Raw genomic sequence first — 12,946 nt, forward strand, 5'->3', positions numbered from 1 at the left:
ATGAAAACACTGGCTATCGTTGTTCCTTGTTATAACGAGGAAGAGACTATCCACCCTTTTTTAGAGGCTTGTCAGGCAGTTGAACGACAAATGGCCAATCAGTTGACTTTCAACTATTATTTTGTCAATGACGGTTCAAAAGATCGAACTTTGGAAGTTTTGAGACAGGTTTCAAAGCAATTTGAGAATGTCCACTATCTCTCCTTCTCTCGTAATTTCGGGAAGGAAGCAGGCTTACTTGCAGGCCTTGAAGCAGCTGAAGGCGACTACGTCACAGTTATGGATGCCGATCTTCAAGATCCACCCGAACTGCTCATCGAGATGTATGCCAAAATTCAAGAAGGTTACGACGTTGTCGGGACACGACGTGCTGACCGCAAGGGGGAGCCACCTATTCGTTCACTCTTTGCTAAGGCCTTCTATTGGTTGATTAATAAAGTTTCTGACACAGAAATGGTAGACGGGGCGCGTGATTTCCGTTTGATGACGCGTCAGGTTGTTGACGCCATCCTTGAGCTCAAGGAAGTGAATCGCTTTTCAAAAGGGCTCTTTTCTTGGGTCGGCTTTGATGTGGCCTACGTCTCTTATGAAAATCGTGAACGTGTGGCAGGAGAAACCTCATGGTCTTTCTGGAGCCTATTGAACTATTCACTTGATGGCTTTATCAACTTCTCCGAAGTACCGTTGAAGCTTGCCACATGGGCAGGAACCTTCTCATTCTTAATCTCTTTGGTTGGAATTGTCTTTGTCGTTATCCGAAAACTAACTATAGGTGGGAGTGTTGCAGGCTGGGCAAGCCTTGTCTCAATCATCCTCTTTATCGGAGGAATCCAACTCTTAGCCTTGGGGATCATCGGTCACTACATTTCCAAGATTTTTTTAGAAACCAAGAAGCGACCAGTTTATATTGTTAAGGAAAAAGGGTGAAGGAATGAGTGGAGAGTTTTTAGGAGTGTTTCATAACTTAAAGGATTATATCAAGAGAAATAAATTTGTTTTATCTCTTATCTTAGGTGTTTATCTTTTAGTTAACATTAACATCAGCTTAGCTGAGTATCCGTACATTGATGATATAGGCCGTCAAATTCTGGGTTATACAGGATTTTCTGAACATTACTCTAGATATTTGAGTGAATTCTCAGCACGTCTTATTCAAGGTGGTGCTCATTTAACGGATCCTGGGCTGACTACAAATATTATCACAGCCTTCATATTAACATTTGCAAGCACGATATTATTGTTTGTACTGTTTCCATCGAAAAAGGTTACTCCAGTTTTAGCCCTAGCTTCAACTGTAATTGGAATAAATCCTTGGTTTTTAGAGCCTTTGAGCTTTAGGTTTGACAACCCATTTATGTCACTAAGTATTTTAGTGTCAATACTTCCTTTTATCTTCTGGGAGTCTAGAAAATTATTTAGCGTATGTTCAGTTGTATGTATTTATCTTATGTGTAATTCATACCAAGCATCATCGGGAATATATATTCTAATGACGCTCACACTGCTCTTTTTAGAGGTAGTTTACAGCGGTAAATTGAATATAAAGAGTTTAATCTGTTCAGTTTTATCCTATGTTGGGGGCATGGCTTTATATAAAATACAAATTACTATCAAGCCACCAATTTTTGCCGACCAAGGAAAAATACCAAGTTTATTACATCTTCCTAGTATTATGCTTGCGAATGCTAAAGGGTATCTGAAAAATATTTATCTTCAAAGCTCGAAAGTTTGGATTCTTTTATTCCTAGTAATACTTATCTTATTAGTATTTAATATAGTTAGTAGTAGTAAGCAAAAGAAAATTGTAGCGTTAGTTTTTACGTTTGCTTGGCTAGGTTTAGGAAGTATTTTGAGTTATGGAAGCTACTTAATACTTTCAGAACAATTTTATTTGTTGAGACCCAGATATGAATATGGATTGGGAATCTTTGCGTCCATTGTGTTAGTTATTTCTTTAGGAATAACCAATCGAAACCAGATTATTAATATTTTAAAATCTGTACTTTCTAGTTTACTCATTTTTTATTTCCTTGCTTTTTCATTTATTTATGTAAGCAATTTAAAGCAACAGAATAATACATTTGAAGTACAAAGTGCTATGCTAGGAAATAGTTTGAATAAGTATTTGAATGATAAAAATAATGTGGTCAATATTAATCATTTTGTTGCTAATTCCCCTATCTATGAAAATGCGACCTCGGTCTATCCAATGATTAGTAGTTTAATTATGCCTAATACTAATGTTTCTTGGGATATGACGATGAGATTTAATGCAATCACAAAATTAAATGTTGATTTTAGACCATTTGATGCAGCTACGGTAAATTCAGAGTATAAACAATTAGAAACAACCAAAATGTATAATGTTTATACCAAAGATAATGAACTTTTTGTCGTGATGAAATGATAAATTATATTTTATGAAAGCAGATTTTTTCTGCTTTTTTTGATAAAATTAAAGTGCTATTAATGAAAATTACAAGGAGAAAAATATGATTTTAGTAACAGGTGCAAATGGGCAACTCGGAACTGAGCTTCGTCACCTTCTTGATGAACGTAACGAAGAATATGTAGCAGTAGATGTGGCAGAAATGGACATCACGGATGCTGACAAAGTAGATGAAGTTTTTGCGGAAGTAAAACCAACCTTGGTTTATCACTGTGCTGCTTACACAGCTGTTGATGCTGCTGAAGATGAAGGTAAAGAACTTGACTATGCTATTAACGTGACTGGTACTGAAAATGTCGCTAAGGCTGCCGAAAAACATGGTGCAACGCTTGTTTATATTTCAACGGACTACGTTTTTGATGGTGAAAAACCAGTAGGTCAAGAGTGGGAAGTTGATGACAAACCAGATCCACAGACAGAGTACGGTCGTACAAAACGTATGGGTGAAGAACTAGTCGAAAAACATGTGTCAAACTACTATATTATCCGTACTGCGTGGGTATTCGGTAACTATGGTAAGAACTTTGTCTTCACCATGCAAAACCTTGCTAAGACTCACAAGACACTTACAGTTGTTAATGACCAACACGGTCGTCCAACTTGGACACGTACTTTGGCAGAGTTTATGACTTATTTGGCTGAAAACCGTAAGGAGTATGGTTACTATCATTTGTCAAATGATGCAGCAGAAGATACAACTTGGTATGACTTTGCGGTTGAAATCCTCAAAGATACTGATGTTGAAGTGAAACCTGTTGATTCAAGTCAATTCCCAGCTAAAGCTAAGCGCCCACTTAACTCAACAATGAGTTTGGCTAAGGCTAAGGCTACAGGGTTTGTCATCCCAACATGGCAAGATGCTTTGAAAGAGTTTTACAAACAAGAAGTGAAATAAGAATACTTAATGAGCTTTTTAAGTTAAAAGAGAGAACGTGTGTCATGCTGTTCTCTCTTTTTTCATTGAGAATATGATATAATTAATGGAATATAGTTATCGAAAGAGAGTGAAATAATTGAAAAAAGTAACTGCCCAAAAGGTATTTTTCTGGAATATTTTAGGAAGTATGTCTTCAGCTGCTGTTTCAGTTATACTTCTTTTTATTGTTACACGTGCTTTAAATAGTGTTTCAGCGGATACCTATAGTTTTGCCTATGCGATTGCGAATCTCTTTGTTATTGTAGCAAGTTTTCAAGTTAGAGATTTCCAAGCGACAGATATAAGAGAGAAGTATTCTTTTGATACTTATTTCGTAACAAGGATTATTTCAAACGTTGCAATGGTTCTTCTTTTAGTGACGTATTTAATTTTTAATACAAATACTCACTCAAATCTAGGGATAATTTTTTGGGTATCTTTTTTCCGTGTTAGTGAAGCTTTATCGGATGTTTTTCAAGGATTATTTCAGCAGAAGGAACGTTTGGATATTGCCGGGAAATCACTGTTTTTGAGAAATACTATTTCAACAATTGTATTTGCTTTAACTCTAGTCATCTCAAAAAATCTATTGTGGTCCGTGATTTCACAAACTATTAGTTCATTTGTTTTTATTGCTCTATTCGATTACCCTCATTCAAAGTTCTTCCATCGCTTAAATCTTATGAGTGTTAAGCCGAGTAATATTATCAATGTATTGAAAGATTGCTTACCTTTATTTATTAATGCTTTTTTGTTGGTCTCAATTTATAATCAGCCTAAATATGCTTTGAATGATATTTTTAATCAAGGTTTGATTGAAAATGGTGTTCAGCGAGATTTTAGTATTTTATTTACACCAATTTTTGCAATGAATCTTATGATTGTATTTCTTAGACCGATGATTACGCAACTTGCAGTCTTTTTAGAAGAAAAGAAGATTTCTCATTTTGTCACTTACAAGAATAATCTCTTCAAGATTTTATTTGGAACTTGTACATTAATATTTCTGATTGGTGCTTTTATAGCCATTCCAGCTTTGGATATTGTATATGGGACTAACCTTAAACAGTATCAGACTAGTTTTGTTGTTTTGTTGCTTGGAGGAATTGCAAGTACTTTTTCAACTGTATGTGATAACATTTTGACAATATTTAGGAAACAACATTTTTTAGTTATTTCCTTTATCGTAGGCTATATTGTGTCAATCTTAACTGCCAAGCCTCTAGTGTCGAAATTTGAAATTTTTGGAGCCTCATTATCATTTCTTTGTGCGATGATAGCATGGCTACTTGCTTCTCTAGTAATTTATTTTGTAACAAATCCATATACAATCTTTAGAAGGAAAAAATAATTGACATGAAATTTTCTATCATTATTCCAGCATATAATGTGGCAGATTATTTAGAAAACTGTGTAGAGAGTATTCTTAAACAAACATATGATAATTATGAAGTTATAATTGTAAATGATGGTTCAACAGATGAGACAGGTAAAATAGCTGATGATTTGTCATTACAATTTAAACAAATTAATGTAATTCACCAATCTAATGGAGGTGCTTCAAAAGCTCGTAATACAGGGATGAAAGAAGTTGTTGGTGATTATATTTTATTTTTAGATGGTGATGATTTTTGGAGTGATATCTACTTTTTAGATCAGGTTGCTAGTGAACTAAATAAGCAACTAGTAGATGTTGTTATTTTTGGTTATAGTTATTACTATGATAATGAAATTAAAGAGATTCCAGTTTCTCGTTTAAACGACTTAATCGAAGCTACTAATTTTGGATTATTCAATGGTCCTAATTGGAATAAATGTATTTCTAAGGAATTAATTAATAAAGAGTTAAGTTTTCCTGAAGATTTGGTCTCTGAAGATAGTTTGTACTGTTCATCAATAATGAAGATGATGGAAAGTTTTTCTGTAATTAATAGCACTCAGTACATGTATCGTCAGAACAGAGTTGGAAGTTTAACAAATGTAGTGAAAGAAAGAAATGTATTAGATACTCTTAAGGGAATTAGTAGAGGTTTATCTGATGAAAAGTCATTATCTGAAGTTAAACGTAAAGCCCTAAACACCTATTTTACAATTTCTTATATTTCAATTCTTCCTTACGCTAGGCCATATTTATTTAACCAAGAAATACGTGATTTGTTAATTCAATATAAGTATTTGTTGAGAAATTCAAGTCATATAAACAACAAATCATTTAAAATGACAGGTATCTTTGCTTCGATTTTGGGAATTAATATCTCAACAAGGTTATTTTCTCACCTTCTGAAATTTTATAAAAAATAATAGATAGAAAGTATAATATGTCTAATCCAACCGTTTCAGTCATAATTCCTGTATATAACGCACAAGAGGGAATTAAACAATGCCTGGATTCTCTTCTAAATCAATCATTTACAGATTTTGAGATTATTCTGTTAAATGATGGCTCTACAGATAATAGTTTAGAAGTTATTAAAAAGTATGCAGCTGATAATGATTTTATCCGAGTAATTGATAAAGAAAACGAGGGAGTTGCTAAAACCAGAAATAAGGGTATACAACTTGCTAATGGAAAGTACATTGTATTTATCGATAATGACGATTTTGTTGATTCAGATTATTTAGAGCGTTTTTATAATGAAATAGATCAAGAACAACTAGATATTGTTCTTGGTGGTTATAAGCGTGTTAATCAGGAAATGAAGACGCTTTTTAAACAAGATTTAACACAATCTGAATGGTCTAAGTATATAGTCGTTGCACCTTGGGCACGTATTTATCGAACTTCGTTTTTAACAGATAATAATATCCAGTTCTTTGATTATCCAATAGGTGAAGATGTTATCTTCACTTTGACTGCTTACAATCTAACAGAAAGAATTAAAATAATTGATTATAATGGCTATAATTGGTTTTTTAATGAGAAGAGTATATCAAACACATCTCAAAGAGGGTTTAATCCGAATATAGATATTGTGTATTTCTTGAGTCACTTGCTTCAAGTTGCTGGTGATTCAAAATATATTCGCTATTTTATTAAACGATATTACATATGGTACTTACTCTTTTCTGGAAGAGCAGCTTCAAGTTCATCGTTTATGGATCAATATAGAAGAATTAAGCAATGGATTTCTAAAGAAAATCTTGATTCAAATTTAACACCATTATCATCTGAGATAACTGGAGAAAGAATTCAAACAGTTATTTCTGTAATGGCTTTTAGAACTTTGGAACGCTTAAGATTAGTTTCACTGTTTTCGATATTTTACTGTAAAGGAAAGGAGAAGTAGTTGAGAGTTTTAATGATAATTCCTGCCTACAATGAGGAGGAAAGTATTTTCGACACGGTAACGAGTATCTTGAATTACCGCAAGAAAGTTGATTTTGATCTGGACTATGTTGTTATCAATGATGGATCAACAGATAAGACAAAACAAATTCTGGAAGAGAATCATTTTAATGCGGTTAATCTCGTGATGAATCTTGGAATTGGCGGTGCAGTTCAAACAGGATATAAATATGCACTAGAGCATGACTATGATGTAGCAGTTCAATTTGATGGCGATGGCCAGCATGATATTGAATCCTTGTCAGATTTGCTAGAACCAATTCGAAAAAATGAAGCAGACCTAGTTATTGGTTCTCGCTTTGTTGGTGATGTTAAGTCTGAATTTCAAACAACTTTTATGAGGCGCTTCGGAATTAGTGTTATTTCCAACCTTATCAAATGGACAACTGGACAAAGAGTTTTAGATACAACTTCGGGGTACCGTTTGGCTGATAAAGATGTTATTAAACAGTTCGCTAAGCGTTATCCAATCAAATATCCAGAACCAGAAACCATTGTTCATATTTTGAAACGTAAATATCGAGTTGTTGAACGACCAGCAAATATGTTTGAACGTACTGGTGGTGTTTCTTCCATTACGCCAATTAAATCGATTCGATATATGCTTGAAGTGTGTTCGTCGATTGTTATTGCAGCCTTTATGAGGGAGAGTGAATAATGTCAGTTTTATCTATTGTGATGTTGGTAGCTTCCATCTTTTTCCTTTATCTAGTCATTAGAAATATCAATAAGAACAATATCTTATTTGAACAGGCCTTCATGTGGATTGTCATCAGTCTGGTAATGATTGTTATTTCGATTTTTGATGTTATTCCAGTTTATTTTGCAGGATTACTTGGATTTGAACTGACTTCGAATTTTTTGCTGTCGCTTGCTATCTTTTTCTTATTGGTCATCGCTTTCCTACAAACCATGACTTTATCGAAACAAAAAGAGCAGATTAAACATTTAGTTCAGGAATTATCTATTCTAAAAAGTCATGTAGAAGAGAAAGAGGAAAAGAATGAATGATAATCATACTTGGGTAATTTGCGCTTATGGAGAAAGTGATTATCTTGAAGCCTGTATTCAATCTTTAAAAAATCAAACTCTTTATTCTCAAATTATCTGTTATAGTTCAACGCCACTTGATTCGATTAAGGAGCTTTGCCAGCGTTATGATATCCCATTTTATACTAAACAAGGTGGGGGGATTGGTAAGGATTGGAATAATGCCATTTCTTTTGTAGGAACAAAATATGCTACTATCGCCCATCAGGACGACTACTATGAGCCAAGATATGCAGAAAAAGTATTGGCCAAGATGGAAAAAACTAGTGATGTTCTAATCGGATATTCTGATTATTTTGAAGAAAAAAATGGTCTTAAGATCCCTGCAAATACAAACCTCAAGATTAAAACCTTGATGCTAAAAACAATGAATCTTTTTCCTAGTAGTCATTTTTGGCGTAACCGCGTAATGGCCTTTGGTAATCCAATTTGTTGTCCAGCTGTCACCTATAACCTTGAAAAATTGAAGAATTTCTATTTTGATGAGGGAATGAAGGTCAGCCTTGATTGGTATGCTTGGTATAAGATTAGTGAATACAAGGGACGTTTTGTTTATGTGTCAGATAAGCTAATGTGTCACCGAATTCATGAGGAATCTGAGACTTCTAAGACTATTGCTGATAATACTCGTAGTAAAGAAGATTTGTATATGTACCAACTTTTTTGGCCAAAATGGATAGCAAACATTCTTATGAAACAGTATGTAAAAAGTCAGAAGACGAATGGATAGTGTACAAAAAAAATTATAAAGCAGAATCATTCTGCTTTTTTTGTTGCTCAATAGCAAGAGGACTTTTTCTTTTTTGTATAAACTATAGTATAATTAAGGTGGTATGCACTTTCAAAGATTACTACTTTAGTCAATCTTTGAAGCCTAGTAGTATTAGTAATTTTCAGGTACTAATTGATATTTTGTTAAACAAAATGGATGGAAAAATGAATAATTTAATCTCAGTGGTTGTGACTTGTTACAATCATGAAAAGTATATTGAGCAGTGTCTGCGAAGTGTTTTTAATCAGACCTATACTAATATCGAATTAATCGTTTTGGATGATGGTTCGACGGATAGTTCAACTCAAATTATCCAAGAGGTTTTGAAGGATTCACCTTTTGGGACAAGATTTGAAACTCATGAAAACCTTGGAGTGGTAAATAATCGAAATTTAGGACTCGAGCTTATTAGAGGTGATTATTTGCTATTTGTAGATAGTGATAACTACCTCGATGCGGATTATGTGGAACAGTTGTATAGTAAGTTGACGGAAACAAATGCTGACATCGTTTACTGTGATCTTTTTAACCCAGAAAAAGAAGAGTTCTACCTCAAAAGCCGTGAATTTGACTTAACTGCTTTCCTAAATGCTAGTTTTATTGATAATTGTTCTTTGATTCGTAGAAGTATTATTGGAAATACTCGTTATGATGAGAAGTTAAATCGTAAAAAGCTTGAAGATTATGACTTTTTATTGAACTTGATTATTAATAACGGTGCTAAAGCGGTATATCAACCAAGCACTAAGCTTAATTATCGTGTCTTTGAAACAGGGTCAATTTCTGGACGTGACTCCGTTCGCTACCATTATGAAATCTATCTTGACATTCTTGAGAAGTATCTTGATAAGCTTCCTCATGAAGTTTACAAGGCAGTTTGTGATAACCTCATGGTTTTGGAAGAGCGGTTGGATAGCTTGCTTAAACATCACGATGAAGTGACAGACTATGTTAATCGCTTGAAAAAAGAACGCGATCAACTTGAACAAAGGAAAGATGCACAATCTAAGCGATTGAAGGACGCCCATAAAGAGATTGAGCTTATCCGAAGTTCACTGTCATATCGTTTAGGTAATGCCCTTATCACACCTATAAAGACAGTAGGAGTCATTGCTAAGAATCCAAAAGCTATTAAAAATTATTTGAGAGCTTTAAAAGTCAAAGTGATACAGCTACGTCGTCGAATGACACCTCTTAAGGTTCGCCAGTTACGACGTCTCAGAAATAGTCAACGCTCCGCCTTGTCACATAATGGTAAGAAAGCGTTGGTTTATGTTATTTTTGAGTCTGAAGCTCGTCTTCAAGAATACAAATTACGTTTCTTACAAGCCTTGGCTCCATTGGTAGATGATGTTATTGTCGTTGTCAATGGACAGCTTCACGATGATGATATTAATACCCTTGAGGCCTACGGTAAGGTTTTGACTCGTGATAACAAGGGATATGATACTGCGGCCTTTAGAGAAGGGATTTTTGCCTTTGGTAAAGACAAGCTTAAAGATTACGACCAGCTCCTCTTGGTGAATGATACTAACATTGGTCCGATGAGAGATTTGTCTCAAGTATTCCAGGAAATGGCTGACAAGCAGCTAGATTTCTGGGGAATTTCTTTTGGAGAAGAGCAAGAAGATGTTACTAAGGAGAATCCTTATGGCTACATTCCTAAGCATCTTCAATCTTATTTCCTAGTTATTGAAAAGCTCATGCTAAACGATGATGACTTTTATGAGTACTGGACACACTTGACGGATACAGATTCTCGTGATAAAGCTATTGGTCGACATGAGACACGTTTTACCAAGCATTTTGCTGATTTAGGTTATCGTTATGATGCGGTTGTGCAAGAATACGAAGATTCTGCCATGTATATCCACCCACTTAAGATGCTCAAAGCAGGTAGTCCTTTGGTGAAATACACGGCTCTGAAAAATTATGATGAAGACCAGTTCTTGTGGCAAGGTCTGGACCGTGATTCAGAAGTCCCTGACTTGTTAGAGTTTGTTTCAGAAGAAACAGATTACCCAGTGTCGATTCTGGAAGATATTGTAAATAAATTTAAGGCGGTTCCACGTGATCAATATATTTTATTGATTGATGGGGTTGAAAATATTATTCCGCAATGTACCCGTTACCGTGTCTTGAACAAGGCAGAGCAATTACGTAAGCATGGTTTTGCAGTCAAAGTTGTTAACCTATCTGATTTCCAACTATCGATGGCTCAAAACGCTAGTCACATCATTATCTACCGTTCACCAATCTCACCTGAACTTTTGCGTCTCTGTCATTTGGCTAAGGAATATGGAAAACCTGTCTTCTTTGATATTGATGATTTAGTCTTTGATACAGTTTATACAGATCAATTGAGTTATACGCAAGGGCTTAATTCGGTTGAAAAAGGAAACTATGATGCAGGTGTTCGAAATTATGGTTATATGCTAGAAAACTGTGATGGTGCCATTACTTCGACTAACCAGTTGCAGGAGGAGCTGTTTAAGTATCAAAGTAAGGTTTTACTTAATCGAAACTTGGCTTCTGATGACTTAATCGCTATTAGTAGTCAATACATCAAAGATTACTCTCAAACATCCGATATTGTTAAGATTGGTTATTTCTCTGGTTCCATTAGTCATAATGAGAATTTTGAATTGATTAAACCAGCTATTAAAGAATTGCTTACAAAATATAGCAATGTCCAATTACATATTGTCGGGATTTTGGATATTCCGCAAGATATGAAGCCCTTTGAAAATCAAATTGTAACTCACGATTATGTGGACTGGGACAAATTGCCTGCCTTGATTAGTGAGGTTGATATTAACCTGGCACCGCTTGTGGATTCTATCTTTAATCGTGCGAAATCTGAAATTAAATGGATTGAAGCTGGCTTGGTCAAAGTACCAACAGTTGCGAGCAAGATAGGAGCTTTCTCAGATGCCATCGTTGACGGTGAAACAGGATTGTTGGCTACCGATGAAGAGTGGTTTGACAAGCTTGAAGCCTTGGTGCTATCTCCAGAATTAAGACAGAAAATTGCAGATGCTGCTTATCGGGCTGTTCTTGAAAACTGTACCTTAAGCAAGAAAGATGATATGGTGACTTATTTTGAACAGAATTAAACAAATAAAAGTTGAAAATTTATTTTTCATATTAGCGACGATTTTTATTTTCTCGTTTATGTTTGTATTTCCAATTAATCGTGTGCCAGATGAAACAAACCACGCGCGTATGACTTGGGAAACTTTCCATAAACCAACCAAAACGTCTTTTAAGTGGATGGATGAGATTCCAAGTAATGATAAGGTTAAGTTAGCGGAATATAAACAGATTTTTGCTCAAAAGATTGATATGAGTAAGGAACCCTTTCAATTTGGTGTGAGCTTAAAAACAATCTCCTTTATTCCACAGTTGATAGGGATGACGATTGGAAGTTGGATTAGTCCTACAGTCGGGATGATCATCTATATGGGACGCATTTTTAATGCACTGGCCTATATACTAGGAATTTACTTTTTAATACGTTATTTCAAGTATGGGAAAACAGCCCTAATGTTTATTTCGCTGCTACCTATTATGGTTCAGCAAGCTTCATCACTTTCTTATGATGTGATGAACTATTTGGAAGTGATGTTAGCTCTTGGTTTTATCACCAATCTTGCCTATTCTAAACGTTTTACTAATCGTAATTTTATCCAGGTGATAGGTCTAGCGATTTTGCTTCTAGCAACCAAGCCAAATAATGTTTTATTGTTGGGATTGATTCCGTTTGTACCGCTAGAGTTTGAAGGTGTTCTTGCTTTTCTAAATCGTCCAGTGCAAGCTATTAAGACCTTTATTTCAAAATATAAAGTAGTCTTCTACCTTCTCTTTGTAGTAGGTGTCGTGGTGGTTCTGCAATTCTTAATGAAGAATCAGGGCGGTCTACGTCATTATGGCGAAGTTTTGCGTAATACGCTCTTTAATCCTGAGTTAAATGACAATTTGAATGGTATCTTGTCACTTGGAATGTTCGGTTATCTTGGTAACCTTACTTTACAAATGCCACTTTGGTTAATATTTATTGATATCGTTGTTCTTGCTATTTTATTCCTATCAAGTAAGAAGGATTTCTTTACAAAAGACTTTGCTAATGCATCCTGGATTCTCTTCCTAATAGAGGTTCTAGCTGCTGTTACAGTAATGTATATGCAGTGGACACCAGTTGTTCTTGGTCAGGGAGCTAATATATCTGTTGGTGCTCAAGGTCGTTACTTCACGCCATTTATCATTCTTTTGTTGCCACTAGTCGCCAACACAGCTAAGATTGATTTATCTCGACAGAAAAAATTGAAGATAGCAACCCTGACTTTAATTGCTAATTTCTTGGTCGCTATGTATTTGATTCTTTTCCATTACTGGGGGGTATTTGCATAATTT

The 12,946-nt window shown here is 34.8% G+C and carries 11 protein-coding genes; all 11 read left to right on the forward strand.

Annotation, left to right across the window (positions count from 1 at the left end):
* The 11 genes from PCY16_RS05625 (at nt 1) to PCY16_RS05675 (ending at nt 12,943) form a co-directional block, all read left to right on the forward strand.
* The gene (locus PCY16_RS05625; protein WP_014634844.1) at nt 1-927 is read left to right on the forward strand and encodes a glycosyltransferase family 2 protein; all 927 of its coding nucleotides are present in this window, start codon (nt 1-3) and stop codon (nt 925-927) included.
* 4 nt (nt 928-931) lie between these two features.
* Complete coding sequence (locus tag PCY16_RS05630) at nt 932-2,407, forward strand: glucosyltransferase domain-containing protein (RefSeq protein WP_195413473.1); 1,476 nt, start codon at nt 932-934, stop codon at nt 2,405-2,407.
* A gap of 85 nt (nt 2,408-2,492) precedes the next feature.
* Complete coding sequence (gene rfbD, locus PCY16_RS05635; protein WP_021146239.1) at nt 2,493-3,344, forward strand: dTDP-4-dehydrorhamnose reductase; 852 nt, start codon at nt 2,493-2,495, stop codon at nt 3,342-3,344.
* Between the two features lie 118 nt (nt 3,345-3,462).
* Nucleotides 3,463-4,716 carry an oligosaccharide flippase family protein gene (locus PCY16_RS05640; RefSeq protein ID WP_195413474.1) on the forward strand — a complete coding sequence of 418 codons (1,254 nt, stop codon included), beginning with the start codon at nt 3,463-3,465 and terminating at the stop codon, nt 4,714-4,716.
* A gap of 5 nt (nt 4,717-4,721) precedes the next feature.
* The gene (locus PCY16_RS05645) at nt 4,722-5,666 is read left to right on the forward strand and encodes a glycosyltransferase family 2 protein (protein ID WP_003094727.1); all 945 of its coding nucleotides are present in this window, start codon (nt 4,722-4,724) and stop codon (nt 5,664-5,666) included.
* 17 nt (nt 5,667-5,683) lie between these two features.
* Nucleotides 5,684-6,652, forward strand: coding sequence for a glycosyltransferase (locus PCY16_RS05650; RefSeq protein WP_064518982.1), 969 nt, complete (start codon nt 5,684-5,686; stop codon nt 6,650-6,652).
* Nucleotides 6,653-7,369 carry a glycosyltransferase family 2 protein gene (locus PCY16_RS05655; RefSeq protein ID WP_064518984.1) on the forward strand — a complete coding sequence of 239 codons (717 nt, stop codon included), beginning with the start codon at nt 6,653-6,655 and terminating at the stop codon, nt 7,367-7,369.
* A complete protein-coding gene (locus PCY16_RS05660; RefSeq protein WP_003094173.1) occupies nt 7,369-7,722 on the forward strand; it encodes a DUF2304 domain-containing protein in 354 nt (117 codons plus the stop codon). The genes PCY16_RS05655 and PCY16_RS05660 overlap by 1 nt, the downstream gene beginning before the upstream one ends.
* Entirely contained in the window at nt 7,715-8,491 is a 777-nt protein-coding gene (locus tag PCY16_RS05665; RefSeq protein WP_003094408.1) for a glycosyltransferase family 2 protein, read from the forward strand. Before PCY16_RS05660 ends, PCY16_RS05665 begins: the two co-directional genes overlap by 8 nt.
* A gap of 206 nt (nt 8,492-8,697) precedes the next feature.
* The gene (locus tag PCY16_RS05670) at nt 8,698-11,649 is read left to right on the forward strand and encodes a rhamnan synthesis F family protein (protein WP_195413475.1); all 2,952 of its coding nucleotides are present in this window, start codon (nt 8,698-8,700) and stop codon (nt 11,647-11,649) included.
* The gene (locus tag PCY16_RS05675) at nt 11,636-12,943 is read left to right on the forward strand and encodes a DUF2142 domain-containing protein (protein WP_301354371.1); all 1,308 of its coding nucleotides are present in this window, start codon (nt 11,636-11,638) and stop codon (nt 12,941-12,943) included. Before PCY16_RS05670 ends, PCY16_RS05675 begins: the two co-directional genes overlap by 14 nt.
* The last annotated feature ends 3 nt before the right edge of the window (nt 12,944-12,946 follow it).

The organism is Streptococcus sp. SS4 (assembly GCF_030440125.1).
GTDB lineage: Bacteria > Bacillota > Bacilli > Lactobacillales > Streptococcaceae > Streptococcus.

Coding starts and splice junctions, on each gene's coding strand:
- PCY16_RS05665 (WP_003094408.1), top strand. CDS start 7,715: ATGAATGATAATCATACTTGGGTAATTTGCGCTTATGGAGAAAGTGAT.
- PCY16_RS05645 (WP_003094727.1), top strand. CDS start 4,722: ATGAAATTTTCTATCATTATTCCAGCATATAATGTGGCAGATTATTTA.
- PCY16_RS05625 (WP_014634844.1), top strand. CDS start 1: ATGAAAACACTGGCTATCGTTGTTCCTTGTTATAACGAGGAAGAGACT.
- PCY16_RS05650 (WP_064518982.1), top strand. CDS start 5,684: ATGTCTAATCCAACCGTTTCAGTCATAATTCCTGTATATAACGCACAA.
- rfbD (WP_021146239.1), top strand. CDS start 2,493: ATGATTTTAGTAACAGGTGCAAATGGGCAACTCGGAACTGAGCTTCGT.
- PCY16_RS05630 (WP_195413473.1), top strand. CDS start 932: ATGAGTGGAGAGTTTTTAGGAGTGTTTCATAACTTAAAGGATTATATC.
- PCY16_RS05660 (WP_003094173.1), top strand. CDS start 7,369: ATGTCAGTTTTATCTATTGTGATGTTGGTAGCTTCCATCTTTTTCCTT.
- PCY16_RS05670 (WP_195413475.1), top strand. CDS start 8,698: ATGAATAATTTAATCTCAGTGGTTGTGACTTGTTACAATCATGAAAAG.